Genomic DNA, 22,357 nt, shown 5'->3' on the forward strand with positions numbered 1-22,357 from the left:
GCTGGCTGCTGCGGCCAAGGGTTGTGTCCTGTTGACGGGGGTCACCACAGATCATGTTATGCGAACGGCAAAAATCGTCGGTGTCGGGGCCATTGTCATCGTCAGGGGTAAAACCCCCCCTGCGGCATTCGTGGAGATGGCCAAATCTTTCGAAATCCCGTTGATGATCACCGAATATTCGTTGTTTGTGGCCTGCGGCCGACTTTACATGAATGGCATCAGGGGGCTGGACGGTTCCTGGTAAAACCTGCTGGAGACGAAATATGGCGAAACTGAACACTCAGGACCTGGATGGCATCCGACGGGCGCACAAGGAGCGGCTGGCATTCAGGGACAAGACCTACCTGCTGATCTGCGGCGGCACCGGCTGTCATGCCACCGGCTCCATCCGGGTCAAGGATGCCCTGCTGGCGGCCATCGAGGAAAAGGGTTTGGGCGAAACGGTCCAGGTGATCGAGACCGGATGCAACGGCTTTTGCGCCATGGGACCGCTTTTGGTGGTTCACCCCGGCGACATCTTCTACCAGAAGCTCAGCGTGGAGGATATGCCCGAGTTGGTGGAATCCCACCTGATCAACGGCAAGCCGGTGGAGCGGCTACTCTACAAGGACCCGGTCTCCAAGGCCAAAATCGCCGCCCAGACCAAGATTCCCTTCTTTGCCCACCAGATGCCCCGGGCCCTTCGCAACAAGGGGCTGATCAACCCCGAGTCCATCGATGAGTACATCGGCCGGGACGGGTATATCGGTGTGGCCAAGGCGCTGTTCGACATGACCCCGCAACAGATCATCGAAGAGATGAAGATTTCCGGCATGCGGGGACGCGGCGGGGCCGGGTTCCCCACGGGTGTGAAATGGGATTTTGCCAGCAAGAGCGTCGATGCGGTTAAATATGTGCTGTGCAACGCAGACGAGGGCGACCCCGGTGCCTTTATGGACCGCAGCATCCTGGAGGCGGACCCCCACGCGGTGCTGGAAGGCATGATTATCGCCGCCAAGGCCATCGATGCGCACAAAGGATACATCTACGCGCGTACCGAATACCCCCTGGCCATCAAGCGGCTGGGCATGGCCATCGATCATGCCAAGGAATACGGGCTTTTGGGTGACAACATCCTGGGATCGGAACTCTCCTTTGATATCGAGATCTACCAGGGTGCGGGCGCCTTTGTCTGCGGCGAAGAGACTGCCCTGATGCGCTCCATCGAGGGCAAACGGGGCATGCCGCGTCCACGTCCTCCCTTTCCGGCCCACAAGGGCCTGTGGGAAAAGCCCACCATCCTCAACAACGTGGAAACCTTGGCCAACGTGGCTCAGATCATGGTCAACGGCGGCGCCTGGTATGCCAGTGTGGGCACCGAGACCAGCAAGGGCACCAAGGTGTTCGCCCTGTCCGGCGATGTGAACAACATCGGCCTGGTGGAAGTCCCTATGGGTACGCCCCTGCGTACTATCATCTACGACATCGGCGGTGGCATTCCCAACAAACGTAAATTCAAGGCGGTTCAGCTGGGCGGTCCGTCGGGCGGGTGCATTCCTGAAGCCTACCTGGACACGCCGGTGGACTATGAGGCCATTGCCAAGGTGGGTGCCATCATGGGCTCCGGCGGTGCCATCGTCATGGACGAAAAGACCTGCATGGTGGATATGGCCCGCTTTTTCATGGAGTTCATTCAAGACGAGTCCTGCGGCAAATGCACCCCCTGCCGGGAGGGCACCCGCCGCCAGCTCCAGATTCTGGAAAAGATCTGCGAGGGTCGCGGAGAGCCTATCGATCTCGACGTCCTGGTCGAGCTGTCACAGACCATCCGAGAGACCGCCCTGTGTGGCTTGGGCCAGACGGGCCCCAACCCGGTGCTCTCCGCCCTGCGCTACTTCAGGGATGAGTTCGAGGCTCACATTTACGATCAGCGATGCCCGGCCAAGCGCTGCGTGGCGCTTCTCCGGTTCGAAGTGGAACCGGATGCCTGCACCCGCTGTGGCATGTGCTTCAGGGCCTGTCCGACTGATGCCATCGTCTGGAAAAAGAAGGAAGTGGCCCGCATCGACAAGGAGAAATGTATCAAGTGTTTGACCTGCTACGACAAGTGCAGGTTCGACGCCATTTTTTAACAGGAGCGTTGAGATGACTATAGCCATTATACTCATGGGCGGACTGGGACTGGTGGTGGGCCTCGGCCTGGCGCTGGCCTCCAAGGTCTTTTACGTTTATGTGGACCCCAAAATCGTATCCGTCGATGAGGCACTGCCCGGAGCCAACTGCGGCGGCTGCGGCCTGCCCGGATGCAGCGCCAATGCGGAAGCCATCGTGGCGGGCAAAGCCGCACCCAACTCCTGCGTGGCTGCCGGCGAGGACGTGGCCTTGGCCATTGCCGCTATCCTCGGCGTCAGCGTTGAGGCCAAGGAGCCGGATATCGCCCTGCCCGGGTGCACCTACGGCGTGGCCGAGGCGGACGTCAAATACAGCTATGACGGCATGAACGACTGCCGGGCCGTCGCCCTGCTCTCCGGGGGCATGAAGGTGTGCAACATCGGCTGCCTTGGCCTGGGCACCTGTGCCGCCGCCTGTCCCTTCGACGCGATCGTTATGGGACCGCAGGGGCTACCCGTGGTGGACGAGATTAAATGCACCGGCTGCGGTACCTGCGAGCGGATCTGTCCCAAGCACATCATCACCTTGTCGTCGGTCACCCGGAGAATCCTCAAGGAGTATACGTCCGAAGACTGCACGACACCCTGCCAGCGTTCCTGCCCGGCGGGGATCAACATCAGCCGTTACATCCAGCAGATCGCCGAAGGTGACTACCACGGATCGGTACAAACCATCAAGGAGCGCAACCCCTTTCCCACGGTGATCGGCAGAATCTGTCCCCGACCCTGTGAAAACGACTGCCGGCGCAAATATGTGGACGAGCCGGTGGCGATCAATTTCCTGAAGCGGTTTTCCGCTGACTATGAACGCACCCAGAACGAGCGCATCCAACCATTCAAGGCGCCGGATAGCGGCCGTCGCATCGCCGTGGTCGGCGGCGGTGTCCAGGGCCTCTCCACGGCTTTTTTTGCGGCCCGATTGGGCCATGGGGCCACGGTGTTCGAAGGTACTGACCGCCTGGGCGGCTTGCTCAATACCGCCATCGCCAAGTGCCGTCTTCCCGAAACGATCCTCAAGTGGGATATCGACGGGATCCTCGAGATGGGCGTGGACGCCAAAACCGGCCAGATGCTGGGTCGCGACGTGACCGTGGCCAGTCTTCTGGATGACGGCTACGAGGCGGTTTTTCTCGCCTCGGGCGGGTGGGACAGTCGGCTGGCCCGGGGTGCCGAGAAAACGGTGGACGTCCCGCTGCCCGGTGGCTGCCTGCTGCTGGACCTGCTGCGTTCAGGCAAAAAGGGACATGGGACGGTATCCTGCGGGAGTCACACGGTGATTGCCGGCGGTGAGGGGTTGGCCGGCGAGGCCCTGGCCAAAGCCCGGTCCCTGGGTGCCGACACCGTTACCTTCATTTTCAGGGACAGCCCCGACAAGACCACCGTTTCGGCGCTGACCGAAGCCGGGGCCAACGTGATTTCACGTGCCAGCGTCAGCCGCCTGTTCGGTGACAGCGAGTCACTCACCGGACTAGACGTGTTGAATGTGGATACCGGTGAAACACGACTGCTTGAAGCCAATACGCTGGTCTTCTCATCGGGAAGATTCCCCGAGTTGATCTTTACCCGGCCCAGCGATGGCCATGATGCTGAAAGCCGTCCGGGAGCCTGGTCGGCAATTCCCCCATACAAACAGCCAGAACACGCCGGCGAGGCAGGTTTGTTTGGCAAGGGCGACGCCCTGACCGATTTCAGTGGCGCCATCAAGGCCATCGGCGCCGGTCGCCGCGCTGCTTCGGCCATCCATAAACTCATCTACGACATTCCATTGGATTTGCCGGAAAACGTCCTTAAGCCCGATGCGGCCATCCAGAATGTGGATCACGTGGAAGCGGTGGCGGCCAGCCAGCGGCGAATCATGCCCCTGGCCGACAGCCGGGACCTGGCACAGCTGGCTGAGTTGGAGAAGGGCTTCGATACGACGGCAGCACAGACAGAGGCTTCCCGGTGCCTCAATTGCGGCCTTATCTGCTATAGGAATGCGGAAAATCAACGGCCGCCGGAGAAGATCAGGGACGCCGTCAACGCCTGATTACCCGCACGGACCGACACGAAGGATATGCTGAGAAACGCCAATGGCTACTGAAGAAGGTGTTGTATTCAAAATGGGAAGTTCAGGCGCAGGGATGGCATGGGTAAAAACCACGCGTTCCAGTGCCTGTGCGTCCTGTTCATCCAAAGACGCCTGCCATAGTGACGGCGGTGGCAAAGAGATGGAGGTGGAGGCGATCAACACGGCCGATGCCCGGGTGGGTGATCGGATCGTTTTGAACATTAAAACGGCCTCCCTGTTAAAAGCCACCTTCCTGCTTTATGTCTTCCCGATCCTGGCCATGATTGCCGGTGCGGTGCTCGGACAAACGGTGGCCGTCATGCGGGGCAGCGACCCATCCGGGCTTTCCGCCCTGTTCGGTTTCCTGTTTTTCGGCCTGGCCTTCATCGTCATCCGCATCACGGGTCGGCGCCTCTCCACCAATGCTAGCTACAAACCTGAAATCATCAAGGTCAGGGGGCACCAATCGCCGTCGACGGACGCAATGGTGCTGCCTCAAACAGAATGGTAACGCTATGGATCAGACCGTTTTCATATCCAAGAACAACACCGCCACCTTCCGATGTCCCCAATGCGGTCATGCCAAAACCGTGGATGTAAGCCAATATGCCGTGTCTGACAAGAAAATTTCGGTCAATTGCACCTGTGCCTGCGGCCATCATTTCCGCTGTCGACTGGAAAAGCGCAAGCAATACCGTAAAGGTGCCGACTTGCCAGGAAGATTCACCCTTCTGGGAAAAAACGGGCCCGAGGACACCGGTCTGGCCAAGGTGGTGGATCTCTCCACCACCGGCTTGAAATTGAAAATGAACGTGCCCCGCACCTTTCCCGTCGGCGCCAAACTGCTGGTGGAATTTCGCTTGGACGATCACAAACGGACGCCCATGGAGAAGCGTGTCATCGTCCGCAACGTCAGCGGTCTTTACGTGGGGGCTTCCTTTCACCCCAACGAGCCGGACGACCCCGCCCTGGGATTCTACCTGATGCGTTGACCGGTTTTTTATGTGGATGCCGATCGGCCATTTTCCAAAGACGTGAACGCTCGACACCTGACAACCGTGATGCTATCGGCCAGTCGGGATGTAATCTGCTGTTTCTTATAAGTGAAACCCACCATGCATATCAATTCGTGCCCTGCCCAAAAAACTGTGATATAGGGTCCTCTTCACCATCAAATTAGCCTGAAACATTCAGTGAACAGGAACACAACCGTGGAGCCCCTCACTCATCCGATTAAAATCAGCTTTGAACGCGGAGCCGCTAAAGGGTGGCAGGGTTTTCTCTGGATGAGCAAGATCATCCTGCCGGTATCCTTTGTTACCTTTCTGTTGGATTATTCCGGCTGGCTTGGCCAAATGGACAGCTGGCTGGAGCCGCTGATGGGAGCGATCCATCTGCCGGCCATGGCCGCCCTGCCGCTGCTGGCCGGCCTACTGACCGGTATATACGGCGCCATTGCCGCCATGTCCGTGCTGCCCTTTACCGTCGACCAGATGACGCTGATGGCGGTGTTTCTGCTTATCGCCCACAGCCTGATCCAGGAAGGGCTGGTGCAGCGCCAGTCCGGATGCCCCGCATGGATGGCCACTGCCGTTCGGCTGGCGGCTGCCGTGCTGACCGTCTTTGTGCTGGGTTGGATGGTGGGGCCAGAATCGGCTCAGAAGGCGGCAGGGGACCCATTGGCTTCGGTCCGGACGATGTTTTGGCCGGCGATGCGAGGGTGGGCCGCGGCCATGGCATGGCTGAGCATGAAGATTCTGCTCATCATCACGGCCCTGATGATATTCATGGAGATCCTGAAGCGTTACCGCCTTATCGACAGGGTGGTGCGGATCATCGAACCCATTCTGGGCCTGTTGGGCTTGGATCGCCAGGTGGGTGTGCTGTGGCTGACGGCTGTAGTATTCGGTATCACCTACGGCGGTGCCGTGATCGTTGCGGAGACCCGGGAACGCCGTCTTTCTCCGGATCAATTGAAAACCCTGCACGTCTCCATCGGTATTAATCACGCCATGGTGGAAGACCCGTCACTGTTTCTGCCCCTGGGTGTTCACCCCTTCTGGCTGTGGATTCCCAGGCTGGTTACCGCGGTGGCCTTCACCCAGGCATACCGGCTGTGGTTGTGGATGAAAAATAGTCGCCAGCCCATTGCCGGGGTCACCGTGCCTCTTGACGGTAGCTGAGGACCGTTCATGCCGGAAACGGGACTGCACGCAGATGATTAGAAGCCATCTAAAAATAGGAGCTTGGTTCACGATCAAGGCGGGTTCGCGTTTCAACCCGCAGGCGCCCTGAAAGAAGTGCCCTTGGGGTGCATACTGGCGTATGTCGAGGACATGAATCGAGGACCCAACGCAGAGATTGGGCCAATAGACATTTTCAACACCCTTGGCAATACACGAAAGTCATGATGCAGCTGAAAAAAGCCAGATCTCATCGACCAATAGACCGGGGATTGATCAGGGATGCCGGGCGTCTCTCTGGTACCCGCTGGGCTGCCGCAGTGTGGACCGCCGTCTGGCTGCTAATTGCCGGTACGGCCTGGGCCGCCGATACACCTTTTCCCACTCGGGCTTTCCGGCCGGGTGAACAATTGACCTTCGTACTCAAATGGACCATCATTCCGGCAGGGGAGGCGGTGCTGGAAGTGCTGCCCCAGGAGCACATGGCAGGGATCGATGCCCACCACTTTGTCCTGACAGCCCGGTCAAATGCCTTCGTGGACGCCTTCTACATGGTTCGGGACCGCATCGATGCCTGGGCGGACAGTGCCATGCGGCAGTCGCTGTTGTACCGAAAAAAACAGCATGAAGGCAGCACCCGCCGGGACATCACCGTTTCCTTCGATTGGGAGGATATGACCGTCCAATATACCAACCACGGCGAGGTTCGGGAACCAATTCCCATTTCTGCCGGTACCTTTGATCCCCTGTCCATTTTTTACTGGTCCCGGTCGGCGAACCTGGTCGTCGGTGGCCGCATACAAAGAGCGGTGACCGACGGGAAAAAGCATGTAATGGGGGTAGCCGATGTGGTCCGGCGGGAGACAGTGACGGTGCCGGCAGGCACATTCGACACCTTTCTCATCGAGCCGGACCTGGCGCATGTGGGCGGTGTCTTCGAGAAGAGCCCGGACGCGAAAATTCAGCTTTGGGTGTCAGCGGACTACCGGCGCCTGCCGGTGAAATTAAAGAGCAAAGTGATCGTGGGCAGTTTTTCCGGTGAACTGGTGAGCGTGACGGGAAGCGGGACGCTGCCTCCGGGGAACCATTCAGGAGAATGACATGGCCGACGATTATCGACGGTGGCTGTTTCGAAAGCGGCCACTTCACGAATTACGGCTTGCCTCAGCATACCTGTTGCATGTCCATTGTTTTTCACCATAAACGCATACTGGCCGACATCAGGGTCTTTCTGATCGGCCAATTTCTGGGGTGCTATCGCCCTGCAACCCATCAAGGAGAAATCGATGACCGTTATCCACCCCAAGACACGTTTCACCGCTGTTGCAGCCATGATGACCATCCTTCTGTTTGCGCCGGCAACTATCATCGCCGCGGAAGCACCTGCCGGACAGATTGCCCAGGTTAATGATACCATTTTGCTGCGTCCGGATCTGGACCGTGAGATGAAACTGGTTTCCCTGAAGCTGGCCCGCCAGGGGAGGCCTGTGAATGCCGAGCAGCTCAAACGCTACGAGGGTGAGATCCGTGATACCCTGATCAACCGCACGCTGCTGCTTCAGCAGGCCAAATCGGCGGGGATCGATGTCAAAGACAGCGCCGTGGTAAAAGCCCTGGATGAATTCAAGGCGGCATTTAAGGATGAGAAGGCTTATCAGAATGCATTGACGGAAATGGGATTTACCGAGGAGATGCTGAAAAGCCAGATAAAGAGCGGACTGACCATTAAAACACTCATCGACAAAACGGTGCTCCAGAAGATATCCGTGTCCGACCAGCAGGTCCGCGTATATTATGACGACAACCCAAACCTGTTCCGCAAGCCGGAGCAGGTTAAGGCCTCGCACATTCTGATTCAAGTTCCGGCAAACGCCGATGAGGCCAAGCAGGCTGCCGCGCAGGCTGCCATTCAGGCCCTGAAGCTGCGTCTCAACAATGGTGAGAACTTTGCCACCCTGGCCCAGGAGAACTCAGACGGCCCCAGCAAGACCAAGGGGGGCGACCTCGGTTTTTTTAGCCGGGAGCAGATGGTTCCACCCTTTTCCGAAGCCGCCTTCGCCCTTCAGCCAGGCCAGACGAGCGATGTGGTGCAGACCCGTTTCGGATATCACCTGATCCGGGTGACCGAGCGGCAGGCTGAGCAGACCATGGCCTACAACGAGGTAAAGGAGGCCATTTCCGCCCGGCTCCGCCAGGAGCAGGAGGGGAAAAAGATCGATGCCTACCTTGAAAAAATCAAGGAAAATGCGGATATTAAACGATTTCCCCTATAGTAATTTTTCTTGACAATGAGTATTCCTTTGGCTAAAGATTTTTTTGGATGATAGTTTGGCCAATGCACCCCCTGATCTGACATCTTCTGAGCGGCAGTCTTCCATGTGCCGGAGTATCGTCTGCAAAGGCAAAGGGACATTTTGGAGGGGAACTATTGGGAAGAGGAGGTCAGTGTTTTGGCAAACGGAACAGTAAAATGGTTCAATGACAAAAAGGGGTATGGCTTCATCAATGAAGAAGACGGTCAGGACGTCTTTGTCCACTTTTCCGCTATCGACATGACGGGATTCAAGACGCTGTCCGAGGGGGACATGGTTATTTTCGAGGTGGAGGAGAGTGACCGCGGACCTGAAGCCAAGAATGTAAAAAGAGCAACCTGAGAAACTCGTATGGATTCACAAACGGGGCATTCTGCCAGAAATGGCTGGGTGCCCCGTTTGCTTGCAGCACCATTCCTTTCCCACCGTCCTGCAGGTAGTCAGTCGCCCATTCGCTCCTGGATGATTGGATGCCGCTATTTAGTGTCGATCCACCAATGGCCAATTTGCCTGATATCTGCGGTTTATCCGCGTAACACCTATATTTTTCACGCTTAAATGCAATAAATACAAAATTGTCAAAAAAAACAAATATTTAGATTGATTTATGTTCGCATAAAGGTTATTGTGCAACTCAAACAATGCAGCTGAAATTTCAAATTCCTCGAGGAAGGCGATCGCGTTTCCTTTGTTATAGAGCGAAGAAAGCAAGTCCTTGCCGCTGAAAATGTCACTGTGATCTGACCCTATGTTCTGAGTAAAGGGGGTATTCCTTTCAAAGTGAGGGGTGCCCTTCATTTTTTTTTATGCCCATACAACCGCCAAGGAGGTGACAATTTGGCAAGATCGAATTATAAGTTTAAAAAACGTCAAAAAGAATTGGCCAGGAAAAAAAAGAAGGCAGAAAAAAAACAGAGCAGACTGGAAAAAAATACTGTGCAGCCAGACCAAACGTCCATTGAGTCGGTAGATGAAGACGGGGAACCGTCAATATAGAAACCGGATGAAAAGGAGAAACGTGATGCGTCAAAAATATATGATATTCCGCGACCGTAGTAAAAAAGAGCTCAACATCAAGGAATATGCCATCATCGATAAAGATCTTAAAAAAGCGGCGTCTCCCATGCTGAATAGGGGGAGTTTTACATTGCTCTGCGAAGAGACCTATGAAAGTGAGATTGTCGTGAATTCAATCTCCAAAGGAATGACCGCCTTGCTGTCCATACTCCGGACTCACAATATATTCCCCATTGAACCCAATGCTACCAAAATTGCCGAATCAGTCATGGCGCTATACGATTCTTCCGAAGATGGTTCGGTGGAACTGCTTTTTGACGACCTTGATTTGTTATCTGTATAATACCCGATTCGTTTACTTCCAGATTCGAGTCAATTCGCCTCCCGCTCGTATTAAAGAGTGGCATCTTTCTGCGATATCTCGCGCCTCCCCAGTCTAGCCTCTGAGTCGGCTGGAAAGCCACGGTTGTATGGACAATTGATAATGGAGGACCTTCACCATGGTCAACCGGTTTCCCGATATTTATCTGGCGTCCAACCCCAACAGTTTTTTTCCCGTTTTTTTGGCTTCCGCAGCCCTTCCCAGCAGGCGGGCTACCTCTGCCGGACGGCTTGCAACATTCACCTGCATGAAATCGGTCATCAGAAACCCATAGGAATGGGATGCCAGCAGCGCTCCGTGGGTTCCCGCGCGTGAATTGATTATCGGCTGATCAAAAATAGGCGGACCAAATGCATAGCCGTCCTTCAGGCTGACCAAAACGGTTCCGGGGTGTTTTACCAGATCATGCATTCCTTCCCAGAGTCGCCTCAACGGGTCCGGGTACAGGTGTTCTTTTGTGGCCATCCACCACTCTTTTTCATGGACAAAACCATGGATGTCGATTTTTCCGAGAAGTTTGAAACGCTGGATTGTGTCTTTAAGATCAAGGGGGTCGCCATCAATCCGGCTGTACATAAAGCGGTCTTGTCGTTTAGAAATGCGGGCGGTACCGGTTGCGCCCTGCACCAGTAGGGAAAACCCCGAGCGGTATACCGAAAAATCAACCCCTTCAATTGTTGATAAAACCCCGGCGATGGCCGGCGCATTTTCATCGGCCGAATAGATGGCGGCAAAACTGACAAAGCCGTTTTCCGGCAGCACAAAATCTTTTTTCGCCTCGAGTTGGTTTACATCCTTGAATCCAGCTTCAACCAGCGGAGTTGAAAGGTCCACCCGACGGTTTTTGGTGAAATTGTTGGCATGGTCGGAAAACAGCACGACATCCAGCAAAATACCGATGTCATTTCTCACCGTGTCCAGCAGGTCACTGACTTTTTTTAGAAATTCAATCAGTGCCGCTTGGCCTTCCACATGCGCAATGGCATCAGAAATGCCCATGTAGGCAATGAATTCATCTCCCTTGAAATGTTTCAATCGGGTTTTAAAGGCGTCCAGGGCGGTTTGGGTGAACCTGTCCGGAAACACATAGGCAATATAACCGGGAAAGCCGAGAAAGTGCAGCTTGGGGTGATAGTCAGCATGTTCTTTCTGCGTGGACAACGCTTTTCCAATCAGCGTTGCGCCTTCCAGTTGATTGACGTCGAAATTGTAATAGAGTCGTTCATACCCAAATGGTTTTCCTCCGATCAGCACCTTTGAAAATGCCGGTCGGGTCAACGAGGGAAAGGTGCTCACAAGCCTGCCTGGTGGGTAGAACCCATTGAAATAACCCTCTTTCTGGAGATCCCTGACCATCGTGTAAGGCACACCGTCTAGGGCAAAGACAAGGCAAAGCCGATACCTGCGGCCGTTTTTTGTGCCGGCGGGGGAGCCTTCCTCCACATTCCAGTTTTTTTTCAAGTGATTGCTGAACCAGATTTCAGGAAGAGTGCTCAGCAGGAGGGCAAACAGGCAAAGGACGACACAAGCGAACAATGCTTTTTTTATATGGGGTTTGTCAGGCATCAGGTACCGTGATTAAATAAAATTGTCGAGATGGTTGAGCCGTCGTTTTAAGAAAGCGCTTTGCTGTTAAGGGCGATGCTTTTTAATACCAACACCGTCCCATTCATTTCTAAAATTGAAATGGTAGCATAAAATGCCATGATGTTGAATCAACGAGACCGCTTTTTTCACTGGCTGTCACCGATCTATGATTATCTGATTCGCAGGCCGGAAGTGGACCGGATAAAAGCCCTGTTGAATCTGCCTCCAAAAGGCTGCCTGCTTGACCTGGGTGGCGGAACCGGGCGCGTATCGCAATATCTGGCCGCTCCGGAGTCGAATGTGGTGGTGTGCGATGTCAATCGTTCGATGCTGAACCAGGCCAAACGCAAAAAAGGCCTGCTGCCGCTGCAGGCAGACGCCGCTGCACTGCCTTTTCCCTCTGAATCCGTTGATCGTATCCTGGTCGTCGATGCCCTGCATCATTTCTTGGAACCCCGTCGCATAGCCGATGAGATGTTGCGCGTTCTAAAACCATGTGGACGCATACTCATTGAAGAACAGGACGTCCAGAGGCATTTTATAAAATTGGTCAGCATGGCTGAAAAAGCAGTCGGGCTGCACAGTTCATTTCTTACGTCGCGTGAAATATCGGCTTTATTTGACCCTGAACGTTACCGGCTCTATTTTGAAAGAGGCTATTTTTTCACTTTCAGGGTATTGATTTTAAGACGGTAAAGCGAAAATGAAACGTTCATCCTTAAAACTGAACGCAGCGATGATTCTGACGGGGTGCTTTCCCTTTCTGATTGCATCCTGTTCTGCGACGAAACCGTCGTTACCATCTGCTTCAACGAATCCGAAACCATTTGAGACAGCCCGCGCATTCGATCATTCTCATGGGGAACTTGATCATCTGCTGAAAAAATACGTCAAGAACGGGTTGGTGAATTATCGAGGCATACTGTCAGAATCGGATGCATTTTACCGCTATGTGACTTCATTGGGGGCGGTAAGCTCACCAACTGTTAACAAGTGGTCCCGGGAACAGCAAATGGCATACTGGATCAATGCTTACAACGCATTCACCATTCAGGCTATCATCGAAAGGTACCCGATAAGAGGTCGCAGCCTCGTCGGCATCTTTTTCCCCCGGAACAGCATCCTTCAGATTTCCGGAATATGGAGCCGCCTGACATTCAATGCCGGCGGATACAATCTGACGCTAGGTCAAATCGAGCACGACATATTAAGGAAAGGGTTTATTGATGCCAGAATACATTTCGCTATTGTGTGTGCCTCTATCAGTTGCCCGGTCCTGAGACCGGAAGCCTATCGTTTCGATGTTCTCGAGCGCCAGCTTCATGAGCAGGCCATTCAGTTTGTCAATGATACGACCAGGGGGGCTCGCTGGGATGCGGACCAGAAACGGCTGTATGTTTCCAAGATCTTCAAGTGGTTCAAAGAAGATTTCAACCCAACGACGATAAGCATTGGATCTTCGAACCAACCACACACAACGAGCGATCCAGTATTGGATTTTATCCGCATTTACCTTCGAAACGAGTCCTTCGCACAGGCATTGGCAGCGGACCAGGATATCCGACTGTCCTATCTGGCCTATGACTGGCGCTTGAATGAACAAATACAGACCACCCGGTCACTGCCTGAAAGCCCCGATACCGATGGTTGATCGCCATCCCAAAGGCCGCTTTCCGTTCAACAGGCAGCTGTTAATTTTCTGCTTGGCAGTTGTTGTGATCAGCTTGCAGGTGATGGCCGGCCTTGTTCTGGCTTCATCCGATCTAACCGGTGCCCAATTGCTTCAGCTTGAAAATGGTGACGTTCTGGTCGCCGTAAGCCATGCTGAGGGATCGCCCAAGGGAACCGTGGAAGCGACCATTTTGATCGATGCATCGGCCGAGCGTATCTGGCAGATTATGGTCAACTGCAGCGAAATCCCTACCTTTGTGCCCGGCGTTAAAGACTGCCAGGTCCTGGCATCGGGTGAGAACTGGGAAATTATCCGCCATGATGTGAAGTGGATGTGGCTCTTTCCCAAGCTGTCTTATGTGTTTCGGGCGCGTTACCAGCAAAACAGACAAATCAATTTTGCCCGGATTGAAGGAGACCTGCGCGACATGAGAGGCAGTTGGCGTTTGACCCCCATGCCCAATAGTGGTCAAACCCTGGTACGTTACCGTGTTTTTTTGGATCCTGGATTTTGGGTGCCGCAATGGATCGTCCGGAATTCACTGAAAAGAGACCTGCCCGCCGTGCTGACAGCGATTCGAACCAAAGTTCTTGACAGCCTTCCCGGGCAGCGGCATTAGGCGAGGAAAAATGATTTCTGTAATTGTTCCGGTCGTTAACGAAGAAAAAACAATAGGACGGTTTCTGAAGCAGTTCTTGGGTCCACCCGAACCGCATGAAATTGTGGTGGTTGACGGTGGCAGCCGGGACAACACGGCAGCAGTCGTCCGTGGCTTTCCGGGAGTAAAACTGATTCACGAACCTCAAAAAGGCCGAGGGCGGCAGATGAATCGGGGAGCCAGGGCCGCTGAGGGGGATATCCTGCTTTTTCTGCATGCCGATACATGGCTGCCTCCAGAAGGACTGCGCATGATTAAAACAATGATGGGGCAGGTCGACGTTGTGGCCGGCTCCTTTTCGCTGCGTTTCGACCACCATGATCTTCTTCTGAAGCTATTCGCCCGTTTGAGCCGAATCAACCATATCCTTTTTACCTATGGCGACCAGGGGTTATTCATGGCCCGGCATACATTTGAGTCCCTCGGCGGATATGCCGAGGTTCCACTGATGGAAGATGTGGAAATTCAAAACCGCCTGCGAAAAATCGGCCGCTTTGTCAAACTCAACCAATGTGTCGTGACGTCGGCCCGTCGTTTTCTTTCTAATGGTATTGTCCGTCAACAGCTGTTGAACACTGGTATGGTGCTTCTTTACCACGCGGGTGTTTCTCCAGTCAGACTTAAACGCTTCTATAGCTAGATAGATGGAGATGTTGACAGGGTCCATCCACGTGATGTACTCAATCTCTATTGTCCCGCGACTTGCTTTCTATCCGGTTAACACAATTATTATAATTTGATCCGTATCATCACCTGAGTTGTCCGCCATTTCGCTTCCAGCCCGTCGGCCATGGGGCGGTACCATCACAGCACCATTTCGAAGCAAGGCCTGTAAACGCGAGTGTAGGCAGATGGCGCCCTAAAGGGGCGATCCCTCACCGGGGCCGGCACGGCTTTAGATAACTATCAAAGACCAAAGAGAATTTGTATCATGTAAAAAGAGTAAAAGGGCTTCAACGCATTTCACATTTTAATACAGGAGGGATTTATCATGGGTATGATGAAAGAGTTTAAGGAATTTGCCGTCAAAGGGAATGTTATCGATATGGCAGTTGGCATCATTATTGGTGCGGCATTTGGTAAAATCGTTTCGTCCTTTGTTGCCGATGTGATTATGCCTCCAATCGGTTTGATGGTGGGGGGAATCGATTTCTCCAACTTAGCATTGACGATTAAAGAGGCGGCTGGAGATATGCCCGCTGTCGTAATTGGATATGGTAAGTTCATTCAAACAGCGGTCGATTTCACCATCATTGCATTTGCAATTTTCATTGCCATCAAAGGGATAAACTCCCTCAAGCGGCAAGAGGAAGAAGCGCCTCAAGCGCCGCCCGAACCCTCGGCACAGGAAGTATTGCTCACGGAAATACGTGATTTGCTGAAGAGTCGAACGTAAGCCCTTTTCAGACCCATCCCCAAAAAAAGAAAACTTCAGTCGACGGGAGACTAATCATGCGTTGGCGTGGCAATCGTAAAAGCAGCAATGTGGAAGACCGACGCAGTATGCGAGCCTCCGGACATGCGGGCTTAAGCGGTGGGAGTGGTATGTTGCGTCTGCTTCCCGTGATATTCAAGTTTTTAGGCTTTAAAGGTACCCTGATACTGGCCGTGTGTGTGGGCGCCTACGGTTTATTTACCGGAAACCTGGGCAACTTATTTGGAGGCCTTGGGCTGCAACAAGACACAACCGTCAGTGAACGCGCAGTGCCGTTTCAGGAAACCGCGGAAGAAAAAGAGCTGGTGGATTTCGTTTCAGTCATCCTGGCCGATACCGAAGAAACCTGGACCACCTTGTTCCGACAAAAGGGGAAATCCTATCAGGAGCCACGCCTTGTGCTGTTTCGAGACGCAGTAAAATCCGCCTGCGGAATGGCTCAATCAGCCATGGGACCATTCTATTGTCCAGGTGATCAAAAAGTATACATCGACCTGGGTTTTTATGACCAGCTGAAAAATCGTTTCAAAGCGCCGGGTGACTTTGCCCAGGCGTATGTCATCGCCCACGAAGTGGGTCACCATATTCAGACCCTTGCGGGTATATCCGACAAGGTGCAAGCCGCCCGCAAAAAACTGAGCCAGGCAGAAGGCAACAAACTCTCCGTTCGTCAGGAATTGCAGGCTGACTGCCTCGCAGGAGTATGGGCTCACCATGCCAACCACACCCGACAACTGCTCGAAGCAGGTGATGTAGAAGAAGGTTTGGCTGCTGCCAGCGCCATTGGTGATGACACTTTACAGAAACAGTCACAAGGATACGTCAGCCCGGACTCATTTACCCATGGCAGTTCTGCACAACGGGTGAAGTGGTTTAAAATTGGTCTGGCAAGTGGCGACATGGACAGTTGTGACACATTCAACAACTTTTAAGATAGCAGGGCAAAAGGAGCTGTGGGTAGATCTGATTGTATTGATCGGAATGACGTTCCCACGCAGTCATTGAACCGTGCTGCCGAGTGTATTCCCCACCACTTGCGCCGAGGTTAGCGAGCGAACCGTAAATCGATCTTATCCATATATTGCTGCGCAGCACTCCCGTTACCGTAAGAATACTCCCCGCGGCTTGCAGCATGGACGGTTCAATTGGCATCGGGCGCCACGTATCTATCCGGCATGAATTGATTGCCGCGAGGCATTCATCCGAATCATAGTTGTTGTCCGCCTGTCCGGGAACGGGATGTCTGGCAGGTTCAGACGTTCATATGGGGTTACCCAATTACCGCTGTAGTTGCATTCAAGGAAAAACCCATTAAATTAAGGCATAGGGTTTGGATTCCTTGGAATTATGATAGAGGGCAAATAGCATAGTCAACTTGTCAACAGATTGCGGTTAGGCGTGTGATTGGCGCATGGCTTAAGAATTTGTCAGGAAGGGCCATCCGAAATGAAAGTACGATTCTGGGGTACACGAGGATCCATTGCGAAGCCGGGATCATCGACCGTTCGCTTCGGAGGCAACACGTCGTGCGTTGAGGTTCGTTCTGCTTCTGGCACCATTATAATCCTCGATTGCGGCACCGGGGCGCACGGACTCGGCCAGGCGCTCATGGAAAGCGGCGACCATCCCCTGCGCGGCCATATCCTCATCACCCATACCCATTGGGACCACATCCAAGGTATACCGTTCTTCGACCCCCTCTTCGTGCCCGGCAACGAATGGGACATCTACGCCCCCCGTGGCCTCGGTTCGTCCCTGCGCGAGTCCCTTGCGGGCCAGATGCAGTACACCTACTTTCCTATAACTTTGGAAGAACTTGGGGCAGCCATCCGCTATCACGACCTCGTCGAGGGCGTCTTCGAGATCGCCGACATCAAGGTTCGAACACTGTATATGAACCATCCTGCCCTCACACTGGGATATCGGCTGGAAGCCGACGGGGTTTCGGTGGTTTATGCCTGTGACCATGAGCCGCATTCCCGTCAGTACGCCCAGGGCACCGGCACCATGAGCGAACAGGACCGGCGCCACATCGAATTCATGCAAGGGGCCGATCTGGTGATCCATGATGCCCAATACACAACGACGGAGTATACGGACAAGTTCGGTTGGGGGCATACACCGGTGGCATGTGCGGTCGACATGTCCCGTACTGCCGGAGTCAGGCGTTTGGCTTTGACGCACCACGATCCGTTGCGAAGCGACGACCGTGTCGATGCCCTTTGTGAGGACGTACGCACTGGCCTGCCCCAGGCTGAGAGACCGATGGATGTCTTCGCCGCTGCCGAAGGAATGGTGATCGAATTGAAAGCATCGTTGGATACCAAAGCAGAAAAAGACACGGAAAGCTTTTCGGCAGTCACCTCGATTGAACCCGCACTTCAAGACCACCAGGTCTTGATCGGTATCGCAGACGAAACATTGGCTGAGAAGATTCAGCAGGCCGCTGAGGCCGACAACCTGCGAATATTGCGGGCCGAGACTTCGCAGGACGTCCTTGGGATTGTCCGCTCGACACGATTATCTCTCGTGATTCTCGATGACGGGCGGGTGGGAGGTAGCGCCATGGAAACCTGCCGAGCCATACGGGATATCGATATTGACCATGTTTGCGACTTGCCGGTTATCATCGTTGCCAACGCGGATTCCGATGTAGGTTCCGAAGCCGGCGTAACGGATTGGCTGATCCAGCCCTTTACCCCTGAATATGTACGTACACGGTTACGTGCATGGGTCATGCGAAGCATGTGCCGTTGGAGGCGGGCGCCGATTCCGGAGAATGAGGAGCATCGCATCGAGGCGCTTAAAGAGCTGCAACTCCTTGATACGAAAAAAGAAGAGCGGTATGAACAAATCACCCGGATCGCTGCCGCGGCTTTCGACGTTCCCATCGCTTTAGTGACCCTCGTCGACCAGGACCGCCAGTGGTTCAAGTCCCACTTCGGGTTGAGTGCCACCGAAACGCCGCGAGACCAGGCATTCTGCGCCCATACCATCCTTGACACGAAAGTCATGGTCGTTCGCGATACCCTCCTCGACCCCCGTTTTGCAGATAACCCGCTGGTGGTCGGAGAACCACGGATCCGCTTTTATGCCGGATACCCCTTGACACTGCCCAACGGGACCTCTCCCGGCACCCTGTGCCTGATTGACACCAGGCCTCGCGACTTGGACGAGGTGAAAATTAAGTTGCTGCGAGACTTGGGAAGGCTGGTTGAGCGGGAGATGGCCGTTACCCTGCCCCCATGATGCCTGGCCCATGATAAATATGAATCCTATGGAAACATCGGTTCAAGGTTCAAGGATAGTCTTAATACTGATGTCAACATCTGGGAAGGTTATCAAGTTCGATGGCCTTGGCAAAAGCTCGAAGTGCCCACCCGGCGGGCCTTCATCAACATCATTGAGCAAGTCGTTTTGCCAATTGCCGAATGTGACGATCGTCGGTACCGCAGCAACCCCCTAATATCTTCATGCCCAGATGATTTTTTAGATCACCTACTAACTGACCGAAAATTTCAGGTGCTTCAGTGACCAGGTTTTCACTCTCATCCAGTTCTTCAGGCTTGAGTGCGGCCGTATTCGCCAGCAATCCGCCGATCCGCTGCCTGACCAGAGGAGATGAATTGACTTCATCAAAAAGAGCCTGTTTAAAAATTGAGGCATGCGTGCAATTGACGATATAGGTAAGTGGCTTTGGGCTGACTGCGGCATCGATACTCTGGATGGCATCTTTCAGGGGTGTGCCGTCAATCAATGTGCCTTGGGGACGTGCAACAAAACTGATGATGTAAGGCATTCCCGTTTTGGAAAGGGCCGCTGACAAACCGATTGCTTCGCTAAGCACGGGTAGTGTGGCTGCCAGCAAGAAATCGACCCCGGCTTCCGCAAGTTTCTCAGCCTGCCAGGCGTGAAACTTTCGTGCCTCTGGGGCCGACAGCGCTTCATCCGGATTGAAGGCATCCCCCCGGCAACTCAACAACCCACCCACGGCCACTTTTTTCGCATATGGCCCGCATTCGTTTCGTAACTCATCAAGAAAACGAAAATTGTCGCCATTCACGTCTTTATCCGCGCACCCGGCCTCCGAGATCCGTTCGCGGCTGGCCCGCCAGGTAGGGGTGGAAAGAATGAGTGGCAGGTTGAATTGGCGGCCAATGTCCAGATACTGCCGATAGATGGCCGCCAGAGACTCGCGTTTCGGATCGTCATATATGAACGCCGAATTAACGATATGGGGATCGAGTTCGAAGTCGCTGTTTCTGCGCAGACGTTCTATAATGGCACCTTCGCCCAGAATACAGGGTGAGTTTGTATAAAACATCCGGAACGAGGCTGGGGTCATCCTGTACTCCTTTGGATTTGCATGTCTAAGACCTGAAACATCTGCTTTGCCCGGCTTAAATGTTCAGCGGATAGTCCTCTCTTCCCGGAACGAGAATAAAGCTCTCCCAGGAATAGATGACCCAGGGCTAGTTCTGGCCGGATTTCGAGTTCGCGTAAAATTTCGATTCCTTGGCATATGAGGTCCGACGAGGCTTTATACGACTGCGGGTCAAGTTTGGATTTAATGCGACCCAGCCAGGTCAGCGCTTTGCCGGCTACATACCGCTGACCGGATTCCACGGACAAAACATGGGCCTGGTTCATCGCCTGCATGGCTGGCTGAAAATCTGCCAGGAAGAATCGGCACACACCCAAATTGAAAAGCAGCACTGACCTGCGCCACTCGATTCCGATTTTTCGGTTTTCCGCCAACGCCTTTTCTATATGCACCAGCCCCGATCGGGGGTTGCCAAGAAAGGTTTCCGCAAGGCCGAACATACTCCGGCAGAAGGGCAGATGCCAATAAAAGTTGGCCTCCTCAAGGTGACGGAAACCGTCACCAATAAAATTAAATGCCAGCCCATGGCTGCCTTTGAGCAAATGCAGGCTGCCCAGCTGAACTTCGCAAACCCCTGTGGTTTCGGGCCCGGCAAAGCCGACAGCGCAAGCAAGGGCATTCTCGCAGGTAATGAGACCGTTGGTGAAGTCTCCCAGCATCCCCCTGCTATATCCGATAAAGGACTTTACAATAGAATAAATATTGGTCACGCCACCGAAATAGTCGGACTCGCGGCCGGCATTTTCAACGGCATCGATAATCCGTGTGGCCACTTTGATCGTTTCCTTGAAGTTCCCTGCATTCATGAAGTCCTGGCACAAGTCGGGACCGGTTTGCGCCATGGCGTCCACATCGCCGATACGCTCTGCGGTTTCAAAGGCTCTTTGGGTGTATGCTGTCCCCTGATCATAATCGCCGCGATTCATGTAATAAACACCGATGTTACCGTAAAATCGAGTCATGCTGCTGTGATCTTCCAACGCCTTTGAAACCCTGACGCCCTTGTCGAGGTAGGTCAGGCTATCCTCGGGCAGTCCCAGGGCGATGATGGGGATAACCATCAAATGGAGCACCTCGAGTTCCTGCTGGCGGGGATTGTCCCCATGGGACAAACGATCCAGCGCCCCCAGGGCTTTCTTGAAGTAGTCGTATGCCTCCCATAAAAAATGAATGCGAATTGCTTTTTCGCCTGAGAATCTCAGGTATTCGTATGCTTTTTGCGCATCTTGGCTGCGGTCATAGTGATAGGCCAAGACTTCGTAAGATTCCTCGATCCGTTGGGCATAAAGCCGTTCAATGGCACCGGCGACATCTGCGTGATAGCGCGCTCGTTTTCGGCGCAACAGGCTTTTGTAGGCCACCTCCTGGGTCAGCGCATGTTTGAACGTGTATGTGAGCTCGGGATAGCGGTTTTTTCGATAGATGAAACCCATCTCCTGAAGGGTTTCAAGGCTGGCATCCAAATTTTCCTTCTGCCCGGTGATGCTTTGCAGTACCCGAAGAGCGAAATCGCGCCCAATCACCGCCGCTAACTGACCAACCCGCTTCACTTCGTCTTCCAGGCTGTCCATGCGGGCGGCAATGATGCCGTGGATGTTTTCGGGAACTTTTGTCGTGTCGGCGGTTTTATCCAGCCCGTAGCGTCCCGATTCCACTCGTATCGATCCGTTTTCCAGCAATGTTCGGGTGAGCTCTTCCATGAAAAGCGGGTTGCCGTCCGTGCGTTGAAGCACAAAGCGGATAAGCGCTGAGTCGACATCGGCATTGCCGAGAATCGAGCCGATCACTTCAGTTCCCGATTCTTGGGGAAGCTGCGCCAGCATGATCTCGCGAAAGTCAGGACGATTGGCCCAGTCATGGCGGTATTCCGGCCGATATATCAAAAGCAGAAGGATGGCGGTGCCGTTTAACGCTTCGATGAGAAAATCCAGGAACGCTTCAGAGGCGTTGTCAATCCAGTGTAGATCCTCCACAACAAGCATAAGGGGATCTTTCCGGCTTGCATAAAGCAGAAATTCCCGAAGCGTCTCGAAGGTTCTTTCCTTTCTTTCTTTGGGAGACAGGGCCGGCCAGGTCCGGGAATCCACCGGCAGGGCGAGAAGATCCTGAAAAGCGGCCAGGGCGTCGTCAGCCTCGAAGCCAAGCTGTTCTATATGATGCCTGATCTTTTGGGTGACAGATTGAGGGTCGTCAACCTCGCTGCTATCGAGGTACGTGCGCAAAATATCCCGGAGCGGCAAAAAGGCAATGGGCTTTCCGAACTGAACGCACCTGCCTTCTAAACAAAGAAGTTGTTTGCCGATGGAACGTCTTAATTCATAGATCAACCTTGATTTTCCCGCACCCGGATCACCCTTGATCCCTACCACTTGTCCTTTTCCGGAAAAGGTTTTTTTGACCGCTTCAGTCAAGATCGCCAGTTCTTCCTGTCGCCCGGCATACGCAGTCAATCCATGTGCTGCAGATGCATCCAACCGGCTGGTCACGCGACTCGCCCCGTTTAACTCGAAAGTTTCCTGGGGCTCCG

The 22,357-nt window shown here is 53.9% G+C and carries 20 protein-coding genes; 17 read left to right on the plus strand and 3 right to left on the minus strand.

Annotated features, from left to right (window positions below; translation table 11 throughout):
* The 10 genes from QNK41_RS16720 to QNK41_RS16765 form a co-directional block, all read left to right on the plus strand.
* The coding region (locus tag QNK41_RS16720; RefSeq protein ID WP_319258970.1) for a hypothetical protein at positions 1-244 on the plus strand (244 nt) is incomplete at its 5' end.
* A 19-nt stretch (positions 245-263) separates the two neighbouring features.
* Positions 264-2,111: an NADH-quinone oxidoreductase subunit NuoF gene (gene nuoF / locus QNK41_RS16725; protein WP_319258972.1), complete on the plus strand. Its 1,848-nt coding sequence runs from the start codon at positions 264-266 to the stop codon at positions 2,109-2,111.
* A 13-nt stretch (positions 2,112-2,124) separates the two neighbouring features.
* Positions 2,125-4,179: an RnfABCDGE type electron transport complex subunit B gene (locus tag QNK41_RS16730; RefSeq protein WP_319258974.1), complete on the plus strand. Its 2,055-nt coding sequence runs from the start codon at positions 2,125-2,127 to the stop codon at positions 4,177-4,179.
* A gap of 94 nt (positions 4,180-4,273) precedes the next feature.
* Positions 4,274-4,711 carry a SoxR reducing system RseC family protein gene (locus QNK41_RS16735; protein ID WP_319258976.1) on the plus strand — a complete coding sequence of 146 codons (438 nt, stop codon included), beginning with the start codon at positions 4,274-4,276 and terminating at the stop codon, positions 4,709-4,711.
* Between the two features lie 4 nt (positions 4,712-4,715).
* On the plus strand, positions 4,716-5,192 hold the full coding sequence (locus QNK41_RS16740; RefSeq protein WP_319258978.1) for a PilZ domain-containing protein: 477 nt from the start codon (positions 4,716-4,718) through the stop codon (positions 5,190-5,192).
* Between the two features lie 219 nt (positions 5,193-5,411).
* A complete protein-coding gene (locus QNK41_RS16745) occupies positions 5,412-6,383 on the plus strand; it encodes a nucleoside recognition domain-containing protein (RefSeq protein ID WP_319258980.1) in 972 nt (323 codons plus the stop codon).
* A gap of 224 nt (positions 6,384-6,607) precedes the next feature.
* Positions 6,608-7,483 (plus strand): DUF3108 domain-containing protein, encoded by an 876-nt coding sequence (locus QNK41_RS16750; RefSeq protein ID WP_319258982.1) that lies wholly within the window; start codon positions 6,608-6,610, stop codon positions 7,481-7,483.
* Between the two features lie 186 nt (positions 7,484-7,669).
* Positions 7,670-8,656 (plus strand): peptidylprolyl isomerase, encoded by a 987-nt coding sequence (locus QNK41_RS16755; protein WP_319258984.1) that lies wholly within the window; start codon positions 7,670-7,672, stop codon positions 8,654-8,656.
* A gap of 177 nt (positions 8,657-8,833) precedes the next feature.
* Positions 8,834-9,037 carry a cold shock domain-containing protein gene (locus QNK41_RS16760; protein WP_319258986.1) on the plus strand — a complete coding sequence of 68 codons (204 nt, stop codon included), beginning with the start codon at positions 8,834-8,836 and terminating at the stop codon, positions 9,035-9,037.
* Between the two features lie 679 nt (positions 9,038-9,716).
* The gene (locus QNK41_RS16765) at positions 9,717-10,055 is read left to right on the plus strand and encodes a hypothetical protein (RefSeq protein WP_319258988.1); all 339 of its coding nucleotides are present in this window, start codon (positions 9,717-9,719) and stop codon (positions 10,053-10,055) included.
* A gap of 180 nt (positions 10,056-10,235) precedes the next feature.
* Here QNK41_RS16765 and QNK41_RS16770 read toward each other — a convergent pair whose 3' ends face one another.
* The gene (locus QNK41_RS16770; protein WP_319258990.1) at positions 10,236-11,660 is read right to left on the minus strand and encodes a hypothetical protein; all 1,425 of its coding nucleotides are present in this window, start codon (positions 11,658-11,660) and stop codon (positions 10,236-10,238) included.
* Positions 11,661-11,798: 138 nt separating this feature from the next.
* On the opposite strand from QNK41_RS16770, the gene QNK41_RS16775 reads away from it, so the two are divergent.
* The 7 genes from QNK41_RS16775 (at position 11,799) to QNK41_RS16805 (ending at position 18,695) form a co-directional block, all read left to right on the plus strand.
* Positions 11,799-12,377 (plus strand): class I SAM-dependent methyltransferase, encoded by a 579-nt coding sequence (locus QNK41_RS16775; RefSeq protein ID WP_319258993.1) that lies wholly within the window; start codon positions 11,799-11,801, stop codon positions 12,375-12,377.
* Positions 12,378-12,384: 7 nt separating this feature from the next.
* The gene (locus QNK41_RS16780) at positions 12,385-13,332 is read left to right on the plus strand and encodes a DUF547 domain-containing protein (RefSeq protein ID WP_319258995.1); all 948 of its coding nucleotides are present in this window, start codon (positions 12,385-12,387) and stop codon (positions 13,330-13,332) included.
* Positions 13,333-13,396: 64 nt separating this feature from the next.
* A complete protein-coding gene (locus tag QNK41_RS16785; protein WP_319258997.1) occupies positions 13,397-13,972 on the plus strand; it encodes an SRPBCC family protein in 576 nt (191 codons plus the stop codon).
* 10 nt (positions 13,973-13,982) lie between these two features.
* Positions 13,983-14,651 carry a TIGR04283 family arsenosugar biosynthesis glycosyltransferase gene (locus tag QNK41_RS16790; protein ID WP_319258999.1) on the plus strand — a complete coding sequence of 223 codons (669 nt, stop codon included), beginning with the start codon at positions 13,983-13,985 and terminating at the stop codon, positions 14,649-14,651.
* A 351-nt stretch (positions 14,652-15,002) separates the two neighbouring features.
* Positions 15,003-15,407: a large-conductance mechanosensitive channel protein MscL gene (gene mscL / locus QNK41_RS16795; RefSeq protein ID WP_319259001.1), complete on the plus strand. Its 405-nt coding sequence runs from the start codon at positions 15,003-15,005 to the stop codon at positions 15,405-15,407.
* Positions 15,408-15,463: 56 nt separating this feature from the next.
* Positions 15,464-16,378, plus strand: coding sequence for a neutral zinc metallopeptidase (locus QNK41_RS16800; protein ID WP_319259003.1), 915 nt, complete (start codon positions 15,464-15,466; stop codon positions 16,376-16,378).
* Positions 16,379-16,892: 514 nt separating this feature from the next.
* A complete protein-coding gene (locus QNK41_RS16805) occupies positions 16,893-18,695 on the plus strand; it encodes an MBL fold metallo-hydrolase (RefSeq protein ID WP_319259005.1) in 1,803 nt (600 codons plus the stop codon).
* 151 nt (positions 18,696-18,846) lie between these two features.
* Here QNK41_RS16805 and QNK41_RS16810 read toward each other — a convergent pair whose 3' ends face one another.
* A complete protein-coding gene (locus QNK41_RS16810; protein ID WP_319259007.1) occupies positions 18,847-19,791 on the minus strand; it encodes a homocysteine S-methyltransferase family protein in 945 nt (314 codons plus the stop codon).
* Positions 19,788-22,357, minus strand: a 2,570-nt coding sequence (locus tag QNK41_RS16815) for an ATP-binding protein (RefSeq protein WP_319259009.1), incomplete at its 5' end; no start/stop codon positions are given. The genes QNK41_RS16810 and QNK41_RS16815, both read right to left, overlap by 4 nt.

This window comes from Desulfosarcina sp. (genome assembly GCF_033791525.1).
Taxonomy (GTDB): Bacteria; Desulfobacterota; Desulfobacteria; order Desulfobacterales; family Desulfosarcinaceae; genus Desulfosarcina.